Annotated in this window: 18 protein-coding genes and 1 tRNA gene; 5 read left to right on the forward strand and 14 right to left on the reverse strand. The window is 38.3% G+C overall.

Translation table 11 applies throughout. From position 1 onward, the window contains the following. Positions 1-177: 177 nt before the first annotated feature. The gene (locus CK510_RS06285) at positions 178-1,332 is read right to left on the reverse strand and encodes a slr1591 family oxidoreductase (protein ID WP_095720883.1); all 1,155 of its coding nucleotides are present in this window, start codon (positions 1,330-1,332) and stop codon (positions 178-180) included. A gap of 508 nt (positions 1,333-1,840) precedes the next feature. On the opposite strand from CK510_RS06285, the gene CK510_RS06290 reads away from it, so the two are divergent. Continuing rightward, on the forward strand, positions 1,841-2,533 hold the full coding sequence (locus tag CK510_RS06290) for a pentapeptide repeat-containing protein (protein WP_095720884.1): 693 nt from the start codon (positions 1,841-1,843) through the stop codon (positions 2,531-2,533). A gap of 260 nt (positions 2,534-2,793) precedes the next feature. Then, positions 2,794-4,128 (forward strand): pentapeptide repeat-containing protein, encoded by a 1,335-nt coding sequence (locus CK510_RS06295; protein WP_095720885.1) that lies wholly within the window; start codon positions 2,794-2,796, stop codon positions 4,126-4,128. Positions 4,129-4,646: 518 nt separating this feature from the next. Here CK510_RS06295 and CK510_RS06300 read toward each other — a convergent pair. The 3 genes from CK510_RS06300 to CK510_RS06310 all read right to left on the reverse strand — a co-directional run bounded on the left by CK510_RS06300 (position 4,647) and on the right by CK510_RS06310 (position 9,775). Next, a tRNA-Gly gene (locus CK510_RS06300) sits at positions 4,647-4,717 on the reverse strand. An 81-nt stretch (positions 4,718-4,798) separates the two neighbouring features. After that, the gene (locus tag CK510_RS06305; protein WP_095720886.1) at positions 4,799-6,130 is read right to left on the reverse strand and encodes a hypothetical protein; all 1,332 of its coding nucleotides are present in this window, start codon (positions 6,128-6,130) and stop codon (positions 4,799-4,801) included. A gap of 132 nt (positions 6,131-6,262) precedes the next feature. Next, positions 6,263-9,775: a response regulator gene (locus CK510_RS06310; protein WP_095720887.1), complete on the reverse strand. Its 3,513-nt coding sequence runs from the start codon at positions 9,773-9,775 to the stop codon at positions 6,263-6,265. A gap of 870 nt (positions 9,776-10,645) precedes the next feature. On the opposite strand from CK510_RS06310, the gene CK510_RS06315 reads away from it, so the two are divergent. Both CK510_RS06315 and CK510_RS06320 read left to right on the forward strand, forming a co-directional pair. Further along, entirely contained in the window at positions 10,646-11,311 is a 666-nt protein-coding gene (locus CK510_RS06315) for a GNAT family N-acetyltransferase (RefSeq protein WP_095720888.1), read from the forward strand. An 820-nt stretch (positions 11,312-12,131) separates the two neighbouring features. After that, positions 12,132-12,647 carry a hypothetical protein gene (locus tag CK510_RS06320; protein ID WP_095720889.1) on the forward strand — a complete coding sequence of 172 codons (516 nt, stop codon included), beginning with the start codon at positions 12,132-12,134 and terminating at the stop codon, positions 12,645-12,647. 80 nt (positions 12,648-12,727) lie between these two features. Here CK510_RS06320 and CK510_RS06325 read toward each other — a convergent pair whose 3' ends face one another. The 4 genes from CK510_RS06325 to CK510_RS06340 form a co-directional block, all read right to left on the reverse strand. Beyond that, complete coding sequence (locus CK510_RS06325; protein WP_095720890.1) at positions 12,728-13,888, reverse strand: histidinol-phosphate transaminase; 1,161 nt, start codon at positions 13,886-13,888, stop codon at positions 12,728-12,730. A gap of 79 nt (positions 13,889-13,967) precedes the next feature. Beyond that, the gene (locus CK510_RS06330) at positions 13,968-14,603 is read right to left on the reverse strand and encodes a YqiA/YcfP family alpha/beta fold hydrolase (protein WP_095720891.1); all 636 of its coding nucleotides are present in this window, start codon (positions 14,601-14,603) and stop codon (positions 13,968-13,970) included. A gap of 66 nt (positions 14,604-14,669) precedes the next feature. After that, positions 14,670-16,049 (reverse strand): glutathione-disulfide reductase, encoded by a 1,380-nt coding sequence (gor, locus tag CK510_RS06335; RefSeq protein ID WP_095720892.1) that lies wholly within the window; start codon positions 16,047-16,049, stop codon positions 14,670-14,672. A gap of 205 nt (positions 16,050-16,254) precedes the next feature. Next, positions 16,255-18,558, reverse strand: coding sequence for a tetratricopeptide repeat protein (locus CK510_RS06340; RefSeq protein ID WP_095720893.1), 2,304 nt, complete (start codon positions 18,556-18,558; stop codon positions 16,255-16,257). 451 nt (positions 18,559-19,009) lie between these two features. On the opposite strand from CK510_RS06340, the gene CK510_RS06345 reads away from it, so the two are divergent. Continuing rightward, positions 19,010-19,867, forward strand: coding sequence for a peptidoglycan-binding domain-containing protein (locus CK510_RS06345; protein WP_095720894.1), 858 nt, complete (start codon positions 19,010-19,012; stop codon positions 19,865-19,867). Between the two features lie 334 nt (positions 19,868-20,201). On the opposite strand, the gene CK510_RS06350 is transcribed toward CK510_RS06345, so the two are convergent. The 6 genes from CK510_RS06350 to CK510_RS06375 all read right to left on the reverse strand — a co-directional run bounded on the left by CK510_RS06350 (position 20,202) and on the right by CK510_RS06375 (position 24,501). After that, positions 20,202-20,558 (reverse strand): hypothetical protein, encoded by a 357-nt coding sequence (locus tag CK510_RS06350; RefSeq protein WP_095720895.1) that lies wholly within the window; start codon positions 20,556-20,558, stop codon positions 20,202-20,204. 58 nt (positions 20,559-20,616) lie between these two features. Continuing rightward, positions 20,617-20,901, reverse strand: coding sequence for a peptidase (locus tag CK510_RS06355; RefSeq protein ID WP_095720896.1), 285 nt, complete (start codon positions 20,899-20,901; stop codon positions 20,617-20,619). 160 nt (positions 20,902-21,061) lie between these two features. Further along, complete coding sequence (locus CK510_RS06360; RefSeq protein WP_095720897.1) at positions 21,062-21,487, reverse strand: DUF4363 domain-containing protein; 426 nt, start codon at positions 21,485-21,487, stop codon at positions 21,062-21,064. 450 nt (positions 21,488-21,937) lie between these two features. Further along, entirely contained in the window at positions 21,938-22,627 is a 690-nt protein-coding gene (locus CK510_RS06365; RefSeq protein ID WP_245911868.1) for a hypothetical protein, read from the reverse strand. 46 nt (positions 22,628-22,673) lie between these two features. Next, positions 22,674-23,696 (reverse strand): glucokinase, encoded by a 1,023-nt coding sequence (locus tag CK510_RS06370; protein ID WP_095720898.1) that lies wholly within the window; start codon positions 23,694-23,696, stop codon positions 22,674-22,676. Between the two features lie 157 nt (positions 23,697-23,853). Continuing rightward, positions 23,854-24,501, reverse strand: a complete 648-nt coding sequence (locus CK510_RS06375) for a histidine phosphatase family protein (RefSeq protein ID WP_095720899.1) — start codon at positions 24,499-24,501, stop codon at positions 23,854-23,856. Between the last annotated feature and the right edge of the window lie 170 nt (positions 24,502-24,671).

Raw genomic sequence — 24,671 nt, forward strand, 5'->3', positions numbered from 1 at the left:
GAGTACTTATGTCTACACCGCAGCCCCTTGGGAGAAGCTAGAAATACAGTTCCCTCCCCCTTATAAAGGGCTACACTGTACACGCAAGTCTGATTTCCCTTCATATCCCGGAAATCATCCTCCCTAACCCCCATGAGCCAAGGGGGGAAAATAAATGGAAAGACTTAAGAATCTTGTTTATTTAAATTGCTGCATAAATTTCCGATCTATCCAATCTTTCCAAAACCATAATAATCGACTCGGTGGTAATGTGAAATTACCGCGATTTGCCACAGCTTTGCCATCACCAGTACCAATTAAACTTAAATAATCTCGCTGGGGAATATAGCTTTTTAGTGTTTCACCGAATATATACCTTCGCAGATTATTAAATAATGGTTTGCCTTGACGAACGGCAAAGACACCTGCTTTTGGATGAGGATGATTTACCATTGTTGCAATGTCTCCAGAGGCAAATATATGAGGATGGGATACAGATTGTAATTTATTATTAATTAATATAAAACCTTTTTTGTCTGTTGTTAATCCGGTTGTTGTTAACCATTGTGGTGCTGAAGCTTGCGTTACCCAAAAAATGCGATCGCACTCCAAACTCAACCCAGATTCGCAAGTTAAGTTAATTTTATCTATGTTTCCCTGCTTTGACTTTTTCTCTAATTTTGATACAGTTTCTCCTAAATGTAATTTAATATTTCGCCGTAACAAAACCTTTTTCATCAACTTTTGGATAGAATAATCATAGCTAGACATTAAATTGCGATCGCGATTATACAAGTGTATTTCTAATTCTCTTTCATTAGTTAATTTTGCCTGCATTGCTAAAGCTAATTCAACTCCACCAGCACCTCCACCAACTATTCCTATGCGTACAGATGATTGATAATCTTGAATTTCATTACATAATTTTTCCCATTCAGCTAATAATCTTTTTACCGGTTTTGCTGCAATTGCATATTCTTCTGCTCCTGTAACTGTGAGACTTGCGGGAATGCTACCAATATCAATTGATAAAATATCAAAGTCTATCGGTGGCAGGTTTTCACAAAATACTCTATTATTGTTTAAATCCAAGTTAATTACTCGGTTAATATAGAATTTTGCTCCAGCAAGGTTAGTTAAATGCTGCAAATTAATATGACATTCATCATGGGTATAAAAGCCAGCAATATGTCCGGGTAACATTCCTGAGTAGGGAGTCTCTAAGTTTTCAGAAATTAAGCTCAAATTAATATTTGGAAGTGGATTATTTATATGCGATCGCAGTACTATTGCATGACTATGACCTCCACCAATTAAAAGCAGTTTTTTTGTAGTTTGTGATTTTTGGTACATTTGATTCAAAAATAAATTTCAATGATAATTTTGAGTAATAATATATCCTAATATATCGAATACAGGAGATTTCAGGTTGCAATTACCGTACAATGATAGTACCTGAAAACCTATACAAACTAGATATGTTACATCTATAATATCCCCAGAAATCGGGGATGTGAATCTCATCCTAAATCTCGCTCTCGCTGCATCCCTAAAATATATTTTTACTTCGCCGGAGAAAAATATAGGAAGCAAATTTAATCACAAAGTAGGTTTTGTTTAGACTTCGTAGATACTTACTTGTCGGTTTTATCTTTCTGGTATTATTGCTTCAAATCCGGATAACTTTGACAATCTTTAATCTTTTTTTATATAATCTTAGTTGGTATAAATTTTTTGTACTTACGGAAGCGTACATTATGCAATTAATGGTAATTATTAGTGTCTACTTCTTAATTAAGTATGTATCTACTATGATTGTCCAGATTTTTTTTGCTGAGAAATAATATAAATAAATCAAAGGATGATGCAGAAACATCGCTTTAAACATTCTATTAAACAATTAGCTACTAAAGAACTAAAAACTCGTGTATTCGCGATTTACGAGTTAGAAGAAATTGTTCTGTTTCATCCTCAGTTTCATTGGGAAGGAATGCAAATCCTCGCAAACTTTGTGCGAAGTCTAGCTTCAACTGAATACAAAAAAAGATTCCAAAGTTCGGAATTATTAAAGAATAGTTCAAATCAGACTTCAACCATTAGAGTTGATATTCAGGCTGCACTTACGGTAATCGGAAGAAGGGATGCAAGTCAAGATTTAAGTCAAGATTTAAGTCCAGATTTAAACCCAGAAATGCTTGATTTGAGTTACGTAGATATTCGAGGAGCTAATTTAGATAATGCAAACCTACAGCGAGTGATTTTATATCGAGCAAACTTGGCTGGAGTGAGTTTAATTCGAGCGGATTTATGTGGTACTGTACTGAGTGCAGCAAATTTATCGGGTGCTAATTTGAGTCAAGCAAACCTGTCACAAGGAATTTTAGGTGCTGCGAATCTAGTTGCTACAAATCTTACAGGGGCAAATTTGTATCAAGCGAATTTATTTCTTGCAAATTTAACTAGTGCAAATCTGGATGGTACAAATTTAGATGGTGCAAATCTCAGGGATACAAAACTGGACAATACAAAACTGAAAATATCAATTGATGCATGATTTTTTTTTACGCAAGTACTGTTACTAATTTGAATAGTGAAGTATTATTTAGTGATTATCCTCATCAGGTGTTGCTACGGACTATTTTCAGTATTAATTCGGTATTAATATCGAAGTCTTAAAATGCCTCATCTCGTAAAATTGAGCAACCGCATTGTTAGTTGTTCCGATGGGCAGATATTGAAATTTCAAGATAAATGGTATATTCATTTTCCCAATTGTATACGTAGTAATTCTGTGTTTTGAGGAATACTTCTGCTATGTCTGCGAATAAGACAGACGTTTTGAAAAGTCGGTTAATTGCGATCGCAGCAATTTTTACCATATCACCTGGTTTATTTTCGCTGTTTTTGGCTAAAAACCGCCAATTATCGGAGCGGCAAAAAATCGAAGCAACGAACCAAGCGTTGATGACTAGCGCAACCTTCTTTTTAGGGTTTGCAGTGATGCTCAATGCTTATTATGCAGCTAAGAGAGCAGAAGCGATGGGTAGAAGTGCGATCGCAGCAGAGAAAAGTAATGAAATTAACATGAGAACTACTCAAATCGCGCAACAGCGTTTGGTTAAAGAGGGTTTTATGACTGCTATTACCCAGTTAGGACACGAAAGCGTTGCCACACGCACTGGTGCTATTTATGCATTGGAGGGTGTAGCTCGCGAATCTTCCCAACAGCACTGGACTGTTATGGAAATTTTAACAGCTTTTGTTCGCGAAAATGCTGTAACGCAAAACCTGCGATTGGATCCCGAAAACGAACAAGTACGAGTTTCTACTGATATTCAGACTGCTTTGACTGTTATTGCTAGACGAAACCCCCTCAAAGATACGGGACATAACAAACTCGATCTTCGCAATATGGATATTCGTAGTGCTGATTTGCGGGGAGCTAACTTGCAGCACTTAGATTTACGTGGCTCTGATTTGAGTGGTGCTGATTTGCGGGGTGCTGATTTAACTGAATCTACTCTTGATAATTGCCAACTTGTTGGTTCTATTTTATACGAAGCTAATTTACATAAAGCTAGCTTACGTGGTGCTAATTTGAACAAAGCTAATCTAAATCGTGCCTGGATCTGCGGTGCTAATTTACAAACTGCCAACCTGTCAAAGGCAAGTTTACGTGGTGCGAATTTGTCTAGTGCTAATCTTTACAAAGCTGATTTGCGATCGGCTAATTTGAAGGTTGCTAATTTATCCAAGGCAAAGTTATTTTTGGCGAATTTGCAAGGTGCTAAACTTGGTAAAGCAAACCTGAATAATACGGGTTTGATTGGTGCTAATTTGTATGGTGCAAATCTAAATGGCGCTAATTTACTAAATGCTAATTTGAATGCAGCAAAGTTGCATCATAGTGAAGCATATTTTGCTAACTTTACAGCAGCTAGTATGCGTGAAGCTGATTTGTGCGGTGCAAATTTGATGGGTAGTAATTTACAGAAAGCTGTTCTTTGCGACACAAATTTATCTGGTGCAAATTTGATGGGAGTGAATTTATTTGGTGCTGATATTTGTGATGTAAGGTGGGATGGGGCAATTCTGACTGGTGCCAAAAATTTGGAATTCCAGAAGGTAAAAGTTGCAATGGGTGAATAATAACGATTTATTAAGGCAGGGTATCTACCAAATTTTGACCTGCAAAATAATAAGAGTAAGCCACAAAATGAATGATCCTGTGTTGTCATGCTAAGAGGGTGTTTGAAAAGTCTCCTTCTATGTCATGCTGAGGAACGTAGGCGAAAGACTTCCCGTAGGGTAGCATCTCAGTACGTAGGCTAAACTCTAGATTCTAGCCTGCGGCAACGCGTAGCGCGTACGTTCCGCAAAGCTCCACTCAGAATGACAATTTATACATCCTAAAACTTTTCAAACATGCTATAAGGAACGTACTCCGAAACGGAGAAGTAAACTACGCGCTACTCTACGGGAAGCAAGCTACAGAATGACATGACATTGAGCATTTCTTTCTGTGGAGTTCTCTAATCAAATTTTTTGGTTCTTGATGGAGTCGATTGGAGGTATTATTTATCCTCCGTACCTCTCTTTGAGAGTGTAGCGTGCAGGTTTCCAAAGGCATTAATAAAGACTAAAAAAGTCTGATATACAAACTAATAAGCGGGTGAGGGGAATCGAACCCCTATCATTAGCTTGGAAGGCTAAGGTTTTACCACTAAACTACACCCGCGAGCGAATTTGTAAGCTTTTAACTTAATAAAATTTTCAACTTATATATAATAGCATTGTTATCAAAGAAAAATCAAGTGTTTTATTGCGATCGCCTATTACCTCCGACATTTGGTTGTATTGTAATATTTACCAGTAGTTGGCTCATGGGTGGTTTTTTGCCATCTTTGTCTACAGCAGGTTTAAATTTTGCATCTTTAAAGTATTCTTCAGCATATTTCTGGCATGTTACCCTTTGTTGTTCCGATATACCTTTGGGTATCGCTAAGATTCCGGGAGAACCAGGTTGAGGTTCGGATATTGTACCTTGCTCATTGATGAACAACCATACAGGGCAGTTTATTGGCTGTGTAATTAGTTCTCCATCGAGCGATCGCAATGATTTTTTTCTGTTAATTAATGGCTCTGCGTAGGAACCGTTTAGAGTGACTTTTAATACTCGATCCTGTTCTTCTTTACCTGGAACAGAAAGATTTGCCGTCAAAAATCCTCCATTACCATCTAGAGGTTTGCCTTCTCCAGTCGCAATGTCTTCTCCCGGTTTAATTATTCTGCCTCTACCTGGTGCTGTTTTATCAATATTCGGAGGAGATGGTAATTTTTCTCGATCAGCATTATTTTGTCGCTGCTGTACTTCTAATTCCCGTTGACGTTGTTGTTGCTGCTGTTCTTCTAATTCCCGTTGACGCTGTTGTTGCTGCCTTTCTTCTAATTCCCGTTGACGTTGTTGTTGCTCTAATTGCTGCTGAAGTTTTTGCTTTGCTAATTCTTGTTGCGTAATTCTTTGTTGACGTTGTTGTCGATCTAATTGCTGCTGACGTTCTTGTTCAGCAATTTGTCGCTGGAATTGTTGTTCTGCTAGTTTTTGCTGACGTTGCTGTTGGGCAATTTCTCGCTGAAATTGCTGTTCTAATTGGCTTTTTACTTGTTGCTTGATGGGAGGTTTTGTTTTTGGATTAGTTTTTGGATTAGTTTTTGGATTAGTTTTTGGGATTGGGGTAGTGCTTTTTTTGGCAATACGAGGATTAGCAAAAGCGATACCTTCGGTAAGCTTCGCTAACGCATCCTGTTGTGGAGTTACAGGAATCACTGGTTGGACTTTTTGAGGTGATATTTTTGGTGCTTGTGGAGGTTGGGTTATCGTTTTGATTGGTATGGTTGATTTTAGTTTTTGTGCATTTCGTATCCCTGGTTTTATCCGGGTTTTTCTCTCCTGGATAAAATCAATCGGGATTGCTGTAGATGTTTTTTTGGGAGTGTATGAATCAAACGTGAGCGATCGCAATAGTAAAAATGCTGATGCATGAAGCATTACCGAACACGACAAAATGGCAATCCACAAACCGGGTGGATCGACATGTTGCCGAACTGATACAGTTGGAGTTGGAGTTTTATCGGCAACCGATTCAGCCATTTGCCTCTTTAAAGTCGCTATTTTTATTTTATATTGGTTATTTTATATTCGTTGTTTATTAATCGCTATCCGGTATTGATTGAGACAAATACCACTAAACTATTAATCACTAACTATTAACCATGAACCATTTTAGCGATTTGCGACGACTTCTGGTGTCACAACGAAGGTTAAAACTGTTTCATCGACTCCTTTTAATTCGAGCGGACTACCTTTAGTAATTTCCTCGTCTTGCAAGTAATCTGCGACTGCTGCGGAGACAAGTATACTACCAGGGGTGGCGGCTTGCTGCAACCGGGCTGCAATATTCACGCTGGGACCAATTGCGGTATAATCGGCACGTTCAGCACTTCCAAACATCCCGACAACTGCTGTACCTTGATGAATGCCACAACGAAATTGTAAGCCGTTTCGCCCATCGCTATCAAATATACCTTGTTCCTGCCAACGTCGATTTAGTTCCTCAAGCCCTTGTAACATTGCTCTGGCTGTATTAATCGAACGTCGTACCTGTTCATTCGGTGTAAGTTCTTCTGGCGCACCAAATAGGGCTAAAATAGCATCTCCCATAAATTTATCAACGGTTCCACCATTCTTAAATATAGCTCGCGTCATTATTTCCAAATACTCATTGAGCAATTCGGCAACTTTACGCGATCGCAATGTATTTGAGAGTTGGGTGAATCCAACAATGTCGCTAAACAACACAGTAATTAAACGCGGTTCCGGTCGTAAATCTAATACTAAATTCCCATCTGCGGCTTTTTGGACTAAAGCTGGTGGTAAAAATCGTTGCAATACTGATTCTGTTAAGTAAGTATTTAATTCTAGAACTCTTCGTTCGTTTGCTTTGAGTGCTATAAGGTTACGAACTTCTGCTAATAATTCGCGATCGTTAAAGGGTTTTGCTAAATAGGCATCAGCACCTAATTCGGTTCCAGCGATTCGGGTTTCTTCATCAATTTTCGCAGTTAACAAAATGACAGGTGTTCCTTTCAATTTCTCTTCTTTGCGAATCATCCCAATCATTTCTAATCCCGTGACTAATGGCATCATTAAGTCTGTCACAATCAGAGTTGGTTGGATTTTTGCTGCTGTGCGGAAACCTTCATCACCGTTACGTGCTGTGTATACTTTATAGCCATTGTTACGAAGTATTCCGGAGACATAACCGCGCAAATCGGGGTTATCGTCAACAACTAGAACAGTGTGTCCTGTTTGAATTACGGCATCAGAAGTATTAAAGTTATCAAAATTATCATTTAATTCAGTATCGTTATTGTCGTCTGATTCAATTAGTTCTAAATCAGCAAGTTCGACATTAGCACGACTCTTATTTAATTCTACAGGTGCATCTTGCAGGCATTCGGGGGGAAGATGTTTGCTTCCAGGTAACAACCAAATACTAAATGTAGTACCTTTACCATATTCAGATTCAACCGTAACATGACCGCCATGAATTTCCGCAAGCTCTTTGACTAAAGCTAAACCCAAACCTGTACCTTCGTAGGAGCGATTTTCCGAACCTTCGGCTTGACGGAAGCGTTCAAATAGGTGGGGAATTTGTTCTTGACGAATGCCAATCCCAGTATCTCTGACTCGGAGAACACACTTATCACTTGTTGATTCGACAATAACGCTAATTGTACCACCTTCGGGGGTGAATTTCATGGCATTCGACAGCAGGTTATATACAACTTTGTCGAATTTTTCCATGTCTAAATATACCGTTGGAGATTCTTGAAGATTGCTGACTAATTGCAATCCTTTTTTCTCACAATAGGTACGGAAAGATTCTATAATTTGGCTAACAAATTCAATTAAGTCGCAAGGACGAAAAGTTGGTTGCATCTTCCCTGCATCAAGACGTTGTAAATCTAGCAATTGATTGACTAAACGTAACAAGCGGCGAGAATTTCGTAATGCGATCGCGCTTTGGGAATATGATAATCCCTCTTTGTTGGCAACTGCTGATTCTAAAGGACCTTGAATTAGGGTAATAGGTGTGCGAAATTCATGGGATATATTTTGGAAAAATTCGGTTTTTTGCTTGTCCGATTCCAGCAAACGTTCGGCTTGTTCGAGGGTTTTTTGATACAAACGCGACTGCTGTACAGCGATTGCAGCTTGTGCAGCAACGGATTTTGCTAATTCCACTTCCGATGCTTGCCATCTCCTCGCTTTGTTGTCTTGACGCAGGGTAATACTGCCGATACTTTTACCATCTGTCAATAATGGTACAACCATCAAAGAACGCGATCGCCCTCTTAGGGGCAAATCAAATCCGCTCAATTCTGGGGGAGAATCGTGCATATCACCTATTATTACCGGTTCCTGTGTCCGCAACATTTCTTGCAGAATTGGATTCCCTTTAATTGGTGAGGATGACTGGGGTAATTGCTGATGTAAATTGCTATTTTTAATAGTTGAATTTTCTTGACTGGAATTTGCTGAATTAGAACTTACGAAAACTGGATTTTCTACTTTCTCGTATAAACCAACGCAGCGTACATACTCATCTTCTTCCGTCCATAGCGACAGCACACAGCCATCAACTTGTAAAGCTTGTCCGAGTTGGTAGGTAATTGCCGAAAAAATCTCTTCTTGGTTCAAACTCGAACGAATCGCAGTAGTTATGGTGTTAATTAATGCCTCGCGTTTTGCAAGCGATCGCACTTGTTCGTAAGCATATGCCTGTGACAGCGCCAAAGCCGCTTGATCGGCAACCATCACCACTAGTTTAACTTCATCATCGCCCCAAACCCGACTATTATGACATTGGTGTAATGCCAATACAGCCATTAATTCCTGCCGAAGAATTAGTGGTACAACTACACTCGAATTAATATTTGCCGTCGTAAACGCATTCCCACGCTCTACTAGTTCTGAAGTATCACCGTAAATGCGATCGTCGTTAGCTACATCATTAATTACTTGAACTTCACGGGTTTCCCATACTGTTTCTGCAAGCACAGATGGGGAGGGTTGGGAAGACGAAATCATCACTTTTTGTCCCCCTTCTATCGTAACCATTGCTTCTACTGGTTTTTGATAAATAAAACCCTCATCTGCCAACTGCCCATCCCAAAAAGGACGTAATAGACAAACATCAACTTCCAACATATGACCAACAGTATCGACAATTGTTTGTAATATTTGCCGATAGTCAAGGGCACTGCGAATAGTATTTGTAACGGTATTTAATAAAGATTCTTGACGCAAAGTACGTGTCAGTTCGCGGGTTCTGGCTTTGAGGACATTATGGGTATCCAAAGCTTGGCGAACCACAGCCTTTAATTCCTCAGCTTCCCACGGCTTTGTTACATATTTAAATACTTTACCTGCATTAATTGCTTCCACCAAGTCTTCGACATCGGTGTAGCCAGTTAAAATAATCCTAATAATATCGGGATATTGGGTAGCTGTTAAACTTAAAAATTCCGTACCGCTCATCATCGGCATTCGTTGATCGGAGATAATTACCGATACATCTCCTTCATCAGCCAATAAATCCAATGCGGCAGGACCAGAATTTGCCCTAAGCACCTTGTAGTCACGGTAAAAGGTGCGGTAAAGCAAGTCAAGATTGTCAGGTTCATCATCGACAACCAAAATTTTAGGCTTACTGTTTGCTTGGGATTTCATGCACCGTTTTCCTGCTGCAACGGCAGTTGAATAAAGAATAAACTGCTTGAGTTGGGATGAAACTGAGTTGAGTGTAGGTGGTAGCAGAACATTTCGACTGAAAAGACACGTTTCCTAGATAACTGCTGATGCCAAAAGCTTGTTTTCACTTGATTTAGCCTTTTTTCACCTTGATGATTGCTGTTTGCGTTGATACACTCTAATTTTATTGGTGATTCGTTTGAGTTCCTCTTAACGAACGTTTGTTTACCAATTTGGCTTTACCTCACTCAAGCTAAGAAAATTTACTGTTGCGGACAACATCAAGGACAAGTAGCTCTAGCCATTTGTATCCGCATATTAAGTTTTCCCGCTTCAGCCCCAACACTAACACTTGCAGGTAAATTTTATTAAACAAGGTCATTTTGGAGTCAGAAAGATTACAAGTATAAGAAATATTAATTAGCAAAGTATAGTGTTAGTCAAACAACCAGTACAAATTTAGCAACTACAATTACTCCCCAGACTAGGGTAAAGGCTTTTGTAATGCTGGCAAACCAAAGGACAATCCCATTGAGAAGAATAAGCAATACTCATATAACTAGCTAATTTGTTTAAGTTAATGACTACTGTACTGAGCGATCGCTATGAATGTCATTAGGGAAATTAAGGAAACAAAGGCAATATTTGGTAGATTGAGGATTTTTAATTATTTTTGGTGTGTGTAGACATGCTTGTTTATCCCATCTCTCGGCAAGATTTTTTGTCAGTTACTTGCACTTATCCAGAAAAAGTTTTATGTTTAATTCCCATAAGAGTTTTCCTTTTAGTAAACTGGTGTTCTAGGATATTGGAACAGATTTTCGTTGCGTCAACTACACGAACTTAACCTTGAAACCCTGGTTTTTCCATCCATCTCAACAACAGCATGATACTTCCACGAATTCTAGTGCGTCTTGTCGCTTCCAGGTTCGTGCAGCTACATCTGCCGATTTACAAGGCATTTCCCAGATTATTGCCGATAGTTTTCATTCTCCAAATGGCTTTTGGGGATGGGCTTTCCCACTATTACGCTTGGGTATTTATGAAGATTTGAGGCATCGCTTGACATCTTCTGCACCTCACCATCTTTGTTTGGTAGCTGTTGATTCTCATTCAACTCATGTAAATCCAACTCATGCAAACCCAACTCATGTAAATCCAACAACAAATAATTTGGCTGGTACTGTCGAATTAGGGGTGCGCTTTAGCGATAACTGGGGACAGGTTGCTAAGAGTTTTCCCTATTTGTCGAATTTAGCTGTACATACAGATTATCGCAGGCAAGGGGCTGCCTCTGATTTACTTGCTGGATGCGAAAAACTTGCCCAAGAATGGGGTTTTCAAGATATTTACCTCCACGTTATTGAAAGTAACTATCAAGCACGTCAGTTATATTTTAAGCATGGATACCGGGTACATAAAGTTGAGGGTAATCTCAATACTGTTGTTTTTAGACGCTCACGCCAAATTCTCTTACACAAGCATCTCACCACCGATGCAATAAGCGGAGCTTAATGCCGGAAGCCTATTCCATAGTCTTTCCGACAATGTTTCCAGTATTTTTTCCCTCATCCTCTCGGTAACAGCAATACAAATAACCTTGCCAGAACTGACTGGCAATAATTTTCATAATTCATAATTTATAATTCTTATATAAATAATATTTAAGTTTGTTTGATTCAGCTAGTTGTTGATGCAAATATCTGGTATTTTATATTTCACAATATATTTATTATTTCATAAATATGTTTACCAAAAAATTTATGCTCGTAATCTCAATTATTATCTAAAAGTTTGGTCAGATAAATTATGAAATACAATTACGAGAGAAAACTATTTAATAAACGAACACTTAATAAAATTATATAGTTACTAAACTCAAGACTTCGGAGACTAAAGCTAATGTTTGATTTTTTAAATAATTTGTCCTTTACCGCAAACTGATTTCTAAATATTAAACCTTTACACATATCAAGTAAGTTGTGTATCTGGCATCAGTAAAAACACGCGAAAAAGACTTACAAGATTCCTTACATTAACTTTGTATTCTGGATATTCAACTTTATGTAAACTTTAACAAAAAAGTTGTGCCATTCAAGACAAAAGTAACTAAATCTCATAGAATAATACTACTAAGTAATTCTGCAATATTAAATATCACTTTATTGTCAGCTTTACTTGAATAATTCAGAAAGTATTGATAACTATAAGATCTGGATTTTGAAATCTTTTAAATACTTGTTATTTAGTATCTAAATAGTACGTCCAGAATCGAAACGTTGAAAACATTTGAAAACACACGGGTAGCGTAATAAACTATCGCTATCAAGATTATATGGTATCAATTTATTACCCAGACACTAGTTTCCTTGAATATTTAGTCATTCCGAACGGAACAGAGCAGTTGTACCCCGAATTCCTCACAATGTTGCATAGTGGAAAAGTCTTGGTAGTCAATAGTCGCAGGCGGAATGGTTTAATACTATTTAAGCGCTATCACGCGGAGTTTGCAGGTCCTGGAGCTGCTGTTGGGGGTGATTACGATCGCGATTGTTTGGGGGTTTTACCGATTGGAAATCTCTCATTATTGACTCCAGAAACCCATGAAGAGCGGCAAAAAGCTTATTTAATTAGAAGACAATGGATTCGTTTAATTAAGCAAATTACAGAGAATTCGGTTGCTGCACAACGAGTTCAAAAGATTCTGGAACAGTTTGAACAGTACTTTCCATCAGAGATGGTGAGTCGTTTACCTGATGAAGCATTTGCCTTTTTAGTTGGTGTGCTACCTCAAACAGCTGCGATTGTCCGTCGTTCGGGCAGTCATGTTGATGGTAAATACAATTATTAAACTAGGTTAAACATAGATATCTAAAAGTTTGATATTTCGGTAAAATCGAAGGATAATATCGAGGATATTTAAATAAAATATTAGGAATATAACTTTTCTAAAACAGTCTGTATTCTAATTAATGTGCGGGCATTTTCTTCTGGACTTCCGACTGTAATTCTCATTCCTCCACAAGTGTGACGTACTAAAGTGCCCATTCTTCTCAGTTCTTGAGTTAGATTGACTAAAAAATCCTCGGTTGAAATTGAACTAGAAGACGAAGCCTTAATTTGCGGTTTTAGATAAATAAAATTGGTTGCGCTATTCCATACTTTTAGTTGAGGTTGCTGCGAGAGAGTAGTTTGTAATTTTTCTCGCTCATCAATAGTTTGAGGAATAGTATCTAGTAATATTTGGCGGTTTTGGATAGCAAGTAATGCAGCAGCAAGGGAAAAGCTGGGGAGATTGTAAGGTAAGCGAACTTTTTCGAGAACAGAAATTAATTCGGCATTGGCAATGCAGTAACCAACCCGCATCGCTGCTAGACGAAAAGCTTTAGAAAACGTCCGCATTACTACCCAGTTGGGATGCTTTTGAATTTCGGAAACGAGAGTATTTTGGCTAAATTCAAAGTAAGCTTCATCAACTATTACTAATATATGTTCGGGCAGTTTCTTCAACCAAGTAATTTCTGCATCTGTCAGAGCATTGGCTGTGGGAGAATTGGGATGAACGACAAAAATTGCCCTAATTGGAGGATTTTGGGTATTTTCCAAGGCAGATTGGGCAGCTTTTAAATCAATTTCAAAATTTTCTTCTTTTCTTGCCACATTAATTACATTTACCCCCAAAGTTTGCGCCAAAATCCCGTACATGGAAAAAGTTGGGTTAGCGACGAGGATTGAACCATTTCCACCAACACAGCTAGCGATTAGTAAAGAGCGAATTAATTCATCTGAACCGTTACCGACAGAGATATTCTCAGATGTAAAAGCCGATTTAGAAAGATTTGCCGACTCATTGACATAATCTGCGATCGCATTTTTTAGTTCTTCATGTCCACCATCAGGGTAACGATTTGTTTCAATTAGTTGCTGATAAGTCCAAGCTAGTTTTTCTTTGAACTCAGTAGGCAAATCGTAGGGACTTTCATTTGTGTCTAAGCGATCGTATTGGGTAGTAACGGGTTCGGTTGAGTCGCTACCAGGGTGAGGTTTGTAAGCGCTGAATTGGGCTAAATCTTGGCGAATATAGGGAAGCATAAAGGATTTTAGATTCTGACTTCTGAATTCTGACCCCTGACAACAGCATTTTTGACCAAGGATTAAATATTATATAGCTTTACGGTAATTGACAAAAGCGTGAAATTTCTTGTTCAATTTTATTTATTACATTTCCTAATGTATGGTCGCTTTCTAATTCGACTAGTTCTACCCAAGGACGGGAATTTGCATAATCACGACTTGCTTGGATGGGAATAACTTCGTCGTCAACACCATGCAATATTAAAGTTGGTATAGGACGCTTTAGTTTATCTTCAGTATATTGAACTGCATCGGTAATAAAGTCGTAATGTAGGGGTAATTCGCCTTTTTCGCGGTAATGGTAGACATTCAAGTATTTTTCTTGCTGCCACTGTTGGATTTTTTCCTCTCCTAATTTCGGCAACCAGTAGGACAAAAAACCGAATGCAGGTGCAAGTAATATAAGACGTTGGACTTGGGGACAATTTTCGCCGATATGTGCCGATGTCAAACCACCTAAACTGGAACCAATCAGAGTCACGGGGGTTTTATTGGGGGGAAATAAGGAAATTATTTGTTTGTATTGACGGGTAATAGTGAGGTGAGAAAAATCCCCTGCGTTTAAATCGGGGTTTGCGATCGCAATTTGCAGTTTAGCAAAGTAGGATTGGATTTCTTGGGATTTGACTGAGTTAGGGCTAGATGCAAACCCGTGAAGGTAGATGTAGTACAAGGTTAAAAAATGTCGTAATTACAAATGTAGAGACGCGATATATCGCGTCTCTCTGTATTCAATAAATTACCGCATTGTGACAAATTCTTCGGCTGAACTGGGATGAATCCCAACAGTGGCATCAAAGTCTTTTTTGGTTGCTCCCATTTTGACAGCTATGGCTACACCTTGAATGATTTCGGCAGCACTATCTCCTACCATATGCGCTCCTAAAACTCTGTCAGTTTTGCTGTCAACTACCAATTTCATCATTGTTTTTTCGTCAACTCCAGGCAATACATAATACATGGGACGGAATTTTGTACTGAATATTTTGATTGCTTCTCCATATTTTGCCCTTGCTTGTTCTTCTGTTAAACCAACGGTTGCGGCTTCGGGAGATGAAAATATAGCAGTGGCAACATCTTCATGGCTAAATACACGACGGCTTCCACCAAATTCGCTATCTGCAAACGCCCTACCTTCACCGATCGCAACTGGTGTCAGATTAATTCTATCGGTGACATCACCCACTGCGTAGATATTTTCTTCACTAGTTTGGCTGTACTCATTAACTGCGATCGCTTTCATTGTGCTGTAACCTGGTCCCTCAATGGCAGCATCAACGATGAGTTTGACTCCAGTATTTTCTAAACCAAGTCCATCTACATTTGGTGCCCGTCCGGTTGCGACTAGGAAGGTGTCGGCAATTATTGGTGCTTGGTTTTCGTCAGATAAAGTTAATTTCAATCCTTCTGGGACTTTCTCGACCTGTTTAAGAATGTTTTTTCTAATTAAGTTAATCCCATGTTTTTTCATTCCTTCTTCGATGTTGTCGCGGACATCCTCGTCAAAGCCTTTGAGGATTTTTTCACCACGGGTAATTTGTGTTACTTCGCTTCCTAGACCACGCATAATACAAGCGAACTCAGTACCGATGTAACCCGCACCAATGATGACGATATGTTTGGGCTGTTGTTTGAGGTGAAATATCTCGTTTGATGTAATTCCATGTTCAAATCCCGGCATATCGGGTTTTACGGGACGACCACCAACTGCGATTAAAATTTTATCTGCGGTATATTTTTTGTCTCCAACTTCGACGGTATGGGGGTCTAATAATTTACCTCTCCCAGAAATTAATGCGACTCCAGCTTTTTCTAAAAAGCCAATATGCAATTGGGAGAGTCTGCGAACTTCATTATCGATGGAGGTAATAAAGTGTTCCCAATTTAACTCAGCTTCACCGACTTTCCAACCATAACCAGCAGCATCGCGGAATAATGCAGGGAAATGGGAACCGTAAACCATGAGTTTTTTGGGTATACAACCACGAATTACACAGGTTCCACCAACTAAATCATTTTCTGCGATCGCAACTTTTGCACCATAGCTGGCAGCGCGTTTGGAAGCTGCTAATCCTCCAGAACCTGCACCAATCACAAATAAGTCATAATCATATGTCATAGTTTTACGAGTTCCTGGAAGAAGTTTTACGTTCAAAAATATAATTCCAATTTACCAATTTATGGTGAAATTCTAAATAGAAAATCAAGATAATCATTATTTATGGTAATCAGGCAAAATGCAGAAAAACTCGATCTAATTTGAGATTTTTTTCAACTAGATTTAGGGTAATATCTCTAAATTTATCCAGAATTGTTAGTTATTCTCAAATATCGAGTAATTTTTTTACTGTTTCCACATCCCTTGTCATACCTAGATGTCTGAAGCTATTAATTGCTTTATTGGCAAAATCCCTTGCTTTTTCTGGGTTTCCCCATTTTTTTTCCCAACGGGCTAGGGAACGTTGATAACGAGCTAAACGACGTTGATTTTTACTAGTTTCGGCAACTGTAAAACCTTTGATTAATAGCTGTTCTGCTTTATCTCTCACATCCAAGTCAATTGCAATATCCGCAAGCCAATTTTGGGCAGAATTTATAACTCGATGCCAGGAAATTTCTTCCGCACTTTCCATTACTTGTTCAAAAAATATTTGGGAATTTTGATAATCTCCTTGTAGATATAAAATTTCAGCTTGATGATAAAGAACGGGAATGATATAACGAATATGCTTTCGCGGTTCTAAATTGCTACTTATCACCAATTCTTCCTCTATTTTTAACCAGTCGGATGCTTCTGTAATATCTTTTTGCCTAATTTTTAATCTTGCCATACTTTCGGCTAAATCGGCTTGAATTTGGTCACTAACATGTTGGCGTAAAATCCAAGCTCTTCGCAAAATTTCCTCAGCTTCATTTAGGCTTTCCTGCGAACATAAACGGATTAAAAGCCAACTTTTACGAATCATAAATCTGACAAAATACGACCATTCCCCACGTCTTTCAGATTGTTCAATTAACCATTGTAACCAATCCAAACGGTCATCCCAATATGCATATAAATTTGCATAATGGCTTAATAATAACCACAAATCTCTGACCGCTTCGTAACGATTTTGGTCTTTGCACCAATAAAGCACATTTCGCAAATTCCCCTCTTCTTCCTTTAACTTATCGTAGTCTACCCATTGTTCCCAATCTTCCCCTGCATAGCTGCGGGCAAAATCTAAATACCACTGTACCCAACGTTGACGTGCTTCCCGTTCAAATTCAGGGTAAGCTGCAAGTTCTGCAAGCGCATATTCGCGGGTTAGGGACAACATTTCAAATCTTCCTGTTTCCTGGTTCAAATTTACTAAGGAAAGCTTTTGTAACCGTGCCAAACCATCATTAATTAAATCTGGTGACATTGTTAACCCAGCAACTTCCCCCACAGATGCAGGAATTGGAGGTTCGGGGTAAATTGCCAAGGACATGAGCAACTTGTGGGGTGGTTTTTGTTTCATGCTTTGTACTGATTGTTCAAAGCAAAAACGTGCCACATCCCCAGTTGCTAGAGCCAAACGTTCTAATACAAATTGGAGTGAATAACCATCATATACTTGTGCGATCGCATAAACAATTGCAAGGGGTATTCCTCCAGTTCTTTGATAAATCAGCTTGGAATTTTCTTCACTGAAATTTAAGCCTTTTTCTGTGGCTTGCTGTTGGATTAATTGTAAGCCATCATTGAGTGGTAAATGCTTCAGGCTAATGGGAACTAAGGCAATATGTTCCCTTGTAGTTATGATGATTTTCACATGGGTTGGTAAGTCGTACAGAAAAGAAATTACTTTTTCCGTATCCTCAATTGTTTCCATATTATCGACAATCAACAACGTTCTTTGCCGGGAAAGAATTTGTCGTACCATATAAAATTGGTCATCTGGTGGAGATTGCAAAATACCAGGTTCATCGAGGGTATAGGCAATTTCTCGAAAAATATCCCGCAGGTTTCTTTGCCCCTGTTGTCTTCGCAAAATACTATGAATGAGTTCCTGTTGTTTAGCTGAGGTGAAAATAATTGCATTAAATCTTGGTGCTTCGGGATTCCCATTCAAACACAAATAAGCAGCTTCCAGAACTAATGCTGTTTTACCCACTCCTCCAATTCCATTTAGAGTAATAATATGGGCACCATGATTCGGTGCAAGTCTTTCCAATAGCAACTTCATTTCTGCATCTCGTCCAATAAATTCCCTATAGGTTGGTGCTGGTAAGTTGTTAGGAATTGGAGAAATAATTGAATTTCCGGGAGAAGAGTTTTGGCGATAACCATGTTTCTCAAGAGTATAAGCTATATTACTTGACCGAACGCTTTTATTTGTTTCCCCCGTTAAAGCCTCAATGTCCCGATATATACCACTTACCGCACCTCGGACAACAGCATAATCCCTAACTAAATCTTTACTAATTTTTTTTAAGCCGTACCCAGATAAAAGACCTAAAAGTAAGTCTTTTCTCGCATTATCTCTGTATTTTTGTTGCGTTATAATTTCCAAATCCATCAGTAGACGGTCTATTTCCCAGTCCTTTATAATCTTGCGTTCCCAAGACTTCGGCATATTCCAAGGTTCAGACTGAGATGCCATAAATATCACCTGATATTGCTGTCATAATTTTTGTAATAAAAACATTTTAACGAACAAAGTTTTCGCATTGCACTAACATTTTTCTAACATTCTCCTCACAGTGTGATTGCTTATCTATAATTTATCTGATTATCTTAATTATTAAGTTGACCTTTTGTTATTTTATTTTGGTGCTGAAACTGAATGTTTTTTAGTATTTTTGAAAATCTTTACTGAAAGCATAAAGACTATGTTTCTTTGTCTATTCTCAGTGTTAATCAAGGATTTGGAGTGCATTTTATGAGCATTGACTAGATAAAAGTACTAGCCTCAATGTCACAAAATTAAGATTTTGAACATTTACTTTTAGAAGAAGTCATCGGTGAAAGTTCAGCACCAAAAAAAGTAGTGTCTAATGACTATATAATTCTATATTTTTTCTTTTGCTAGTAAAAAATAAGGAACAGCCAAAATGATTAATAGAATCACACAATCGCTAAGTTTATTATTGAGTTTTAGGGGGAAGAAGCCATATTTCCCTGGAGAAAAACAAGTCTTTCTATTCACGAAGCGTCCCATACTTTACTATGACTTCACTCCCAAGAATGTTAAAGATGCTATCAATGAATTGCAATTGATTTTACAAGAAAAAGGTTTTTTGAAAAATGTCACTGGTGAATTCGACTTAGACACAGAAGAAGCTGTTAAAGAATTTCAAATAAAAAATCATCTTTATGTTGATGGAATTGTCGGAGCTTTAACTTGGGCTTGTCTTTTTTATCCGAAGTTATACAGTGGTGTTAGAGATTTATTACCAGAAGAACAAAATGCAATTAAAGAGTTACAAATTATTCTCAAAAAAGAAGAATTTCTGAAAAAAGAACCTAATGGAATTTTTGATTACCATACGGAAAAGGCTGTAAAAAGATTCCAAAGAGTATATGGATTGAAGGATGATGGTGTAGTTGGTGCTGCGACTTGGGCTGTTTTATTGGGAATGCGGCAGAAGATTCACACAACTAGCACCAAGTTTCTATTTTTGCTCCCATTAGAGGTATTGTTTTTGTGGAATCAATTATTAATTATTGCGAGTATTACTCTGGGAATTTATCACAGCCCTTTACCTGGTAATGCTCTTAGATTGAATCAGGCAGAGGTATTAGCAACTGCATATGGTTTGACTTGTATAGTACCATTCTTAATCGATTTCTTACCTCCATTGAAATATTACGATCGCAATGCGTTACCTTTATTTAGGTATGCACCTTATGTACTAACTGGTATTTTTTGGAAACCAATTATTAATTTTTTCGGAAATTTGTTTAATTAATTATTGGGATTTCATTGAAGATAGAGAAACTAAGATATTTCCATAAAAAAACATCCCAACTAAATATAGTACTTTCTGTTGGGATGTAATACAAATCAGGGCAAACAACCGTTGGTTCCCCTACAATTATTTGGAATAATTTATTTCTTGATATTTCCTAAGAGCATGTTTGAAAAGTTTGGGAAGGTATAATTTGTCATTCTGAGTGAAGCATTGCGGAACGTTCCACCCTGCGGGTAGACGCGCAAGCGGCTTCTGTTAAGTAGCAAGCTACAGCATGACATAGAAGGAGACTTTTCAAACAACCTCTAAGATGAGAATATTGGGTTTGTGTTCATGCAGCTTCTGGGATACGGCAATAATTACGGATACCAATTTTGAGGATGAACAAAGCAACGGGAACTGCTAAAGAAACTGGAGGGGGCAAAAATCCGGCAACTAAATTTAGCAAACCGAGAAAATCTTCCGTTGGTTTACTGCAAACCGTATCCCGACATCTATTTGCTAATTCTTCTAAATCCATTTGACGGAATCCAGCTTCACCATTTTTTTGGGCTAATTCAGCAAATGCAGCTTCGAGATTGCCGTTGTTGTTTGCGATCGCATCCAGTGCTGCTTTTACATCTACATCTGGATAATCCTTTAGTTGTGCTTGATATTCTTGTATTTCTGCTGATGTAATTACTGTCATATCGTTAATTTTGAGTGTATTGTTTTTAACTTTGCTCAAATTATAGTACTTGTTTTAATCAAAATTCTTTTGGTGTTTTTCGTCTTCTGAATAAACTCGACATACTTAAACCTGTAACGAGCAAGCCAATTAAGCCAAGTCCGTTTAAAATTGGATAAATTGCTGCTAAATGAAAGATTTCACCTGTGTGGATACTTAATATCACTCTTGATGGGATTCCAGTGTTAATAAAAGACCATTCTCGAACTACTGTTACAGCCATTCCAGTGAGAACAGTTAGCAATAATGGGATTGAAATAATTAGTGCGATCGCTCGATGATATTTACGAAATGTTCGGTTCATATTTTGATGATTGCTTATTAGCATGGAAAAATTAAAATTTAATCCGACTAAGCAGAATTTATCTAAAAAGTGGCGACAAACTTCTAGATATCTATGCAAAATTAAAATAGCGCCAAAATTAAGTTTGACACTATTATATTTGGGACTATGAGAGAATATTCTAGTTAGAAACTGTGTTAATATCTTTTTCTAAAGATTGCAATGCAGTAGTAACTTTTCCTTGATTAGGCTTGGAATCTTTGAGTGAACTTGTCACTGCATCAAGACTTCTTTCTATTGCATCATACTTAGATTTTGATTGTGCTTTAATTCCATCTTCTACTTTTCCCCAAGCAGTTTCAAAGCCATCAAATTCTTTTTTAGCTGTGACAAAATCTCCTTTATTGACAGCAGTTTTTGTTTTCGCAACAACTCCCAGCAAACTACTAACACCTGTACTATTTGCCTGGGAATCAGTGTCCTTAGAAACTGTAGAAGCTGGGCTAGCTGTGGGTGAAGTTTGTGTGCTTGATTGTTCGGAACTATTACAACCTGCTAATACCATCAGGCTAATATTTGCAGCTATTAATACTTGGTAAAAACGCATAATTTTCAATCCCTCAATTTGATAATATTTTTAGTTTGCGTTTATTTAGTTTAAAGTTTGGAAACCATTTGTGTTAGAATAATGAAATTTACTTTTATCGACAATTATCACAACAGCAAAGTCAAAATATAAACTATTTCTCGTCACTAAGCTCGTATTATATAATCTGTATAAATTAAATCTTGCGAAGATTAGTTTTCTTTAGAATTTCTTAATGTTTATAAAAATATCTCCGTGTAACTTACCGCTAAAAGTCCAACTTCTCCACAGGAGGCACTAAACGATAAACCTACGGTTTGCTAGCGCAACAAGCGGAGCTTATGGAACATAGCATCCAGATAAAACATAAGTAAATAAGGATGCAATGCCATTACATCCTTACAAAGTAATTTTCACTCGGTTGTTATCCGCTATAAATGTTGCAATTAAAACAATAAATGATATCTATCCTCATTTCTTTAAAACAACGTTAAATGAATTTAAATATCCAGCAATACTTTTTGTTAAAAACTGTTTTTGCCTTTTCGTAGTTACAACCATTACTTGATACAAGCGTCCTTCGGCAAAATACATGCGATTTTTAGTTATTTTGCCACCAGCATTGATGTATTCAATTTCCCGCCCTGGATGTCCGTTGGAACTACGGATACTTTTGTGATTGAGCAAACTACTCTGAGTTGTTTTTAATGCCGTATCTTGAGCATTTTTAAGTACTTCTTCGGGGTTCGCCATTTGCCCATAGCTATCGGGAAAATCGTTGAATGCCACAACATAAGCGACATCCTGCTTGGGAGGTTGAGCTACAAATACTTGCAGGTTGATTTCCCCCATAAATGTTTTCTGGGTTTGAGCCGTCATCTTTGGTTTTCCAGGCATCAAAATGGTGAAACGTCCATCGGGTGGGTTAAAGACTTTCCATCGATATTGTTCCAAAAGTGCTGCATCTGGTTTGGGTGCTGGTTTGACTAACCGACGAGGTGAACGTGCTTCTACGGTTGCAAATCCGGCAAGTATTAATGCTGTGGTGAGAAATGGGAGAAAAAAGTGAATAGGTTTTTTGGTTCGTTTTTCGCTTCGTTTTTTGCTTCGTTTTTTGCTTCTAAATAGAGAAAGATGTTGGGGAAATAGTATTGGTGTCATATATTTGGCTTTTGGTGATGCTAATATCACTTACTTTGCCAATCCTTTATAACCTAGCCGCGCAAATAGCAGCACCAATTAAACCAACTTGTTGGTTGAGAATTATATGAACGGGTATGTCTTCTAAGATGCTCCGCATTCGTCCTTTTTGGCTGAAGTGAAGGAGAAAGTCATGTTTTTGGATCAGGGGAAGAATTTTGGGGGCAATGCCACCAGCTATGTACAATCCACCGTAGGGTAATAGTTTCAGGGCAAGATTTCCGGCTTCGGCTCCGTAAGCTTCGACAAAGAGTTGAATTGTTTGTTCGCAAAGGCGATCGCTTCCCGAAGTAGCCGCTTGACCTATGATTGCCCCTGGATCGATGGTTTTTTCCTGTCCTGCTTGTTGTTCCCAGGTTCGCATTGCTTGGGCAATTTCGGGGGATTCGCTGGCAATTTTTCTGTCTCGCAAAAATTGGTATATGGACAAAATACCTAGTCCAGAAACTACCCGTTCTGCTGATACTCTTTGAATGTCGTGTTTGTCGAGTAGGTATTTGAGTAGCTGAAATTCGAGTTCAGTACGGGGAGCAAAATCAGCGTGTCCTCCTTCTGATGGATACACGTAATAATACTCGCCTTGTTTGATGAGGAAACCTTGTCCAAGTCCGGTTCCTGCCCCAATTATGGCAATTGGAGCTTCGAGATGGGGTTTCCCTGGTTGTAAGGTTGATATATCTTGAGCTTGTAAACCCAAGATTCCGTAACCAACTGCGGCAAAATCGTTAATGAGGGAAACTTGGGGAATTCCTAGTTCTTCTTGTAAGCGATCGCAATCCAGATACCAGGCGAGATTTGTGAGTTTGGCTGTATTATCTACTACAGGACCAGCAATACCAAAACATGCTTTTTGCGGTGTTTCGGCGTTTGCGGTGGTCAAAAATTCGCGCACCATCGGCACTAAATCGATGAAATCGGCACTGCGGTAACTCTGTTCGTGGATGGTGCGTAAAATCGGTTTTTCGGATGCATCAACCAAACGTAAAATAGTTTTTGTCCCACCGATATCTCCTGCTAGTAATAAGTTCATAGCGATTTTAGATTTTAGATTTTAGACCTTGACATAGGAGATTTCAGGTAAATGAAATACATGGGGAAAACCGGAAATCCTGTAGAGACGAGACATGTCACGTCTCTCTGTATTCAATTTCCTAATAATTAACAATTAAATCCTAACCATTTTAAACTTAATTCAATCGAACCATTTCTTCAATTTCTGTTAAGTGTGATGTATCACCTTTGAGTTCAATCCACCATTCAGGATGTTCGCGAACTAGTTTAAATAAGCTGCATAATCTAACTTTTTCTGCTTGGTAAGTGTTAGTTCCTGCAAGTCCTAATACAGCACCATTTACCGATGCACCATGTCCCACTAGTAGTATATTTTCTGGTGAGTAATCTGTCGCTAAACATCTGGCTGTTTGCCCAGAACGTGCCCTAACTTGTGCATTTGTTTCTGGATACTTGGCAGCAATTAAAGGTGTATAGCTGGTGTCGATGCGGGGATAGATTTGCACTAGTTCGCGAATCGGATGACGTTCTGGTTCTTCATCCATCCATTCTGGATTTAGCCATTCACTTAGTCCAGTTTCTAATTTAATGGGTAAATCGAGGACTTCGGCAACTGTATTTGCGGTTTGGACTGTTCTCAGAAACGGTGATGCAAAAATATGATGGATTTTCTCATCTTGAAGACGTTTTGCAAGCTGTTTTGCTTGTAGGAACCCATCTTCAGATAGCGGTGGATCGTAACGACGTTCTGCGGTGAGAAACCAATCAGGATTTACGAAGTCAAGACGGTTTGCGTGTCTTGCTATCCAGATAATTTGAGACATTTAGAGATTCATAAAGGAGTGTGTTAGCACAGCTTTCCGTGGGAATGACGTTAGGTGAACAAAGTTATTCTCTTCAGGGATTAATACCAATTCTTTGTGAAGCTGCATAGAATTTTACCCCACCCCGCTAGCGAGGAGAGAACATGATTTTATTCCCCTCCCCGCAAGCG

It is taken from the genome of Brunnivagina elsteri CCALA 953, from assembly GCF_002289455.1.
GTDB lineage: Bacteria > Cyanobacteriota > Cyanobacteriia > Cyanobacteriales > Nostocaceae > Brunnivagina > Brunnivagina elsteri.

Excerpts from the sequence above, each read along its gene's own strand:
- CK510_RS06345 (WP_095720894.1), top strand. The coding sequence starts at position 19,010 with ATGATTAATAGAATCACACAATCGCTAAGTTTATTATTGAGTTTTAGG.
- CK510_RS06375 (WP_095720899.1), bottom strand. The coding sequence starts at position 24,501 with ATGTCTCAAATTATCTGGATAGCAAGACACGCAAACCGTCTTGACTTC.
- CK510_RS06370 (WP_095720898.1), bottom strand. The coding sequence starts at position 23,696 with ATGAACTTATTACTAGCAGGAGATATCGGTGGGACAAAAACTATTTTA.
- CK510_RS06295 (WP_095720885.1), top strand. The coding sequence starts at position 2,794 with ATGTCTGCGAATAAGACAGACGTTTTGAAAAGTCGGTTAATTGCGATC.
- CK510_RS06320 (WP_095720889.1), top strand. The coding sequence starts at position 12,132 with ATGGTATCAATTTATTACCCAGACACTAGTTTCCTTGAATATTTAGTC.
- CK510_RS06305 (WP_095720886.1), bottom strand. The coding sequence starts at position 6,130 with ATGGCTGAATCGGTTGCCGATAAAACTCCAACTCCAACTGTATCAGTT.
- CK510_RS06290 (WP_095720884.1), top strand. The coding sequence starts at position 1,841 with ATGATGCAGAAACATCGCTTTAAACATTCTATTAAACAATTAGCTACT.
- CK510_RS06325 (WP_095720890.1), bottom strand. The coding sequence starts at position 13,888 with ATGCTTCCCTATATTCGCCAAGATTTAGCCCAATTCAGCGCTTACAAA.
- CK510_RS06285 (WP_095720883.1), bottom strand. The coding sequence starts at position 1,332 with ATGTACCAAAAATCACAAACTACAAAAAAACTGCTTTTAATTGGTGGA.
- CK510_RS06365 (WP_245911868.1), bottom strand. The coding sequence starts at position 22,627 with ATGACACCAATACTATTTCCCCAACATCTTTCTCTATTTAGAAGCAAA.
- CK510_RS06310 (WP_095720887.1), bottom strand. The coding sequence starts at position 9,775 with ATGAAATCCCAAGCAAACAGTAAGCCTAAAATTTTGGTTGTCGATGAT.
- CK510_RS06360 (WP_095720897.1), bottom strand. The coding sequence starts at position 21,487 with ATGCGTTTTTACCAAGTATTAATAGCTGCAAATATTAGCCTGATGGTA.
- CK510_RS06350 (WP_095720895.1), bottom strand. The coding sequence starts at position 20,558 with ATGACAGTAATTACATCAGCAGAAATACAAGAATATCAAGCACAACTA.
- CK510_RS06355 (WP_095720896.1), bottom strand. The coding sequence starts at position 20,901 with ATGAACCGAACATTTCGTAAATATCATCGAGCGATCGCACTAATTATT.
- gor (WP_095720892.1), bottom strand. The coding sequence starts at position 16,049 with ATGACATATGATTATGACTTATTTGTGATTGGTGCAGGTTCTGGAGGA.
- CK510_RS06340 (WP_095720893.1), bottom strand. The coding sequence starts at position 18,558 with ATGGCATCTCAGTCTGAACCTTGGAATATGCCGAAGTCTTGGGAACGC.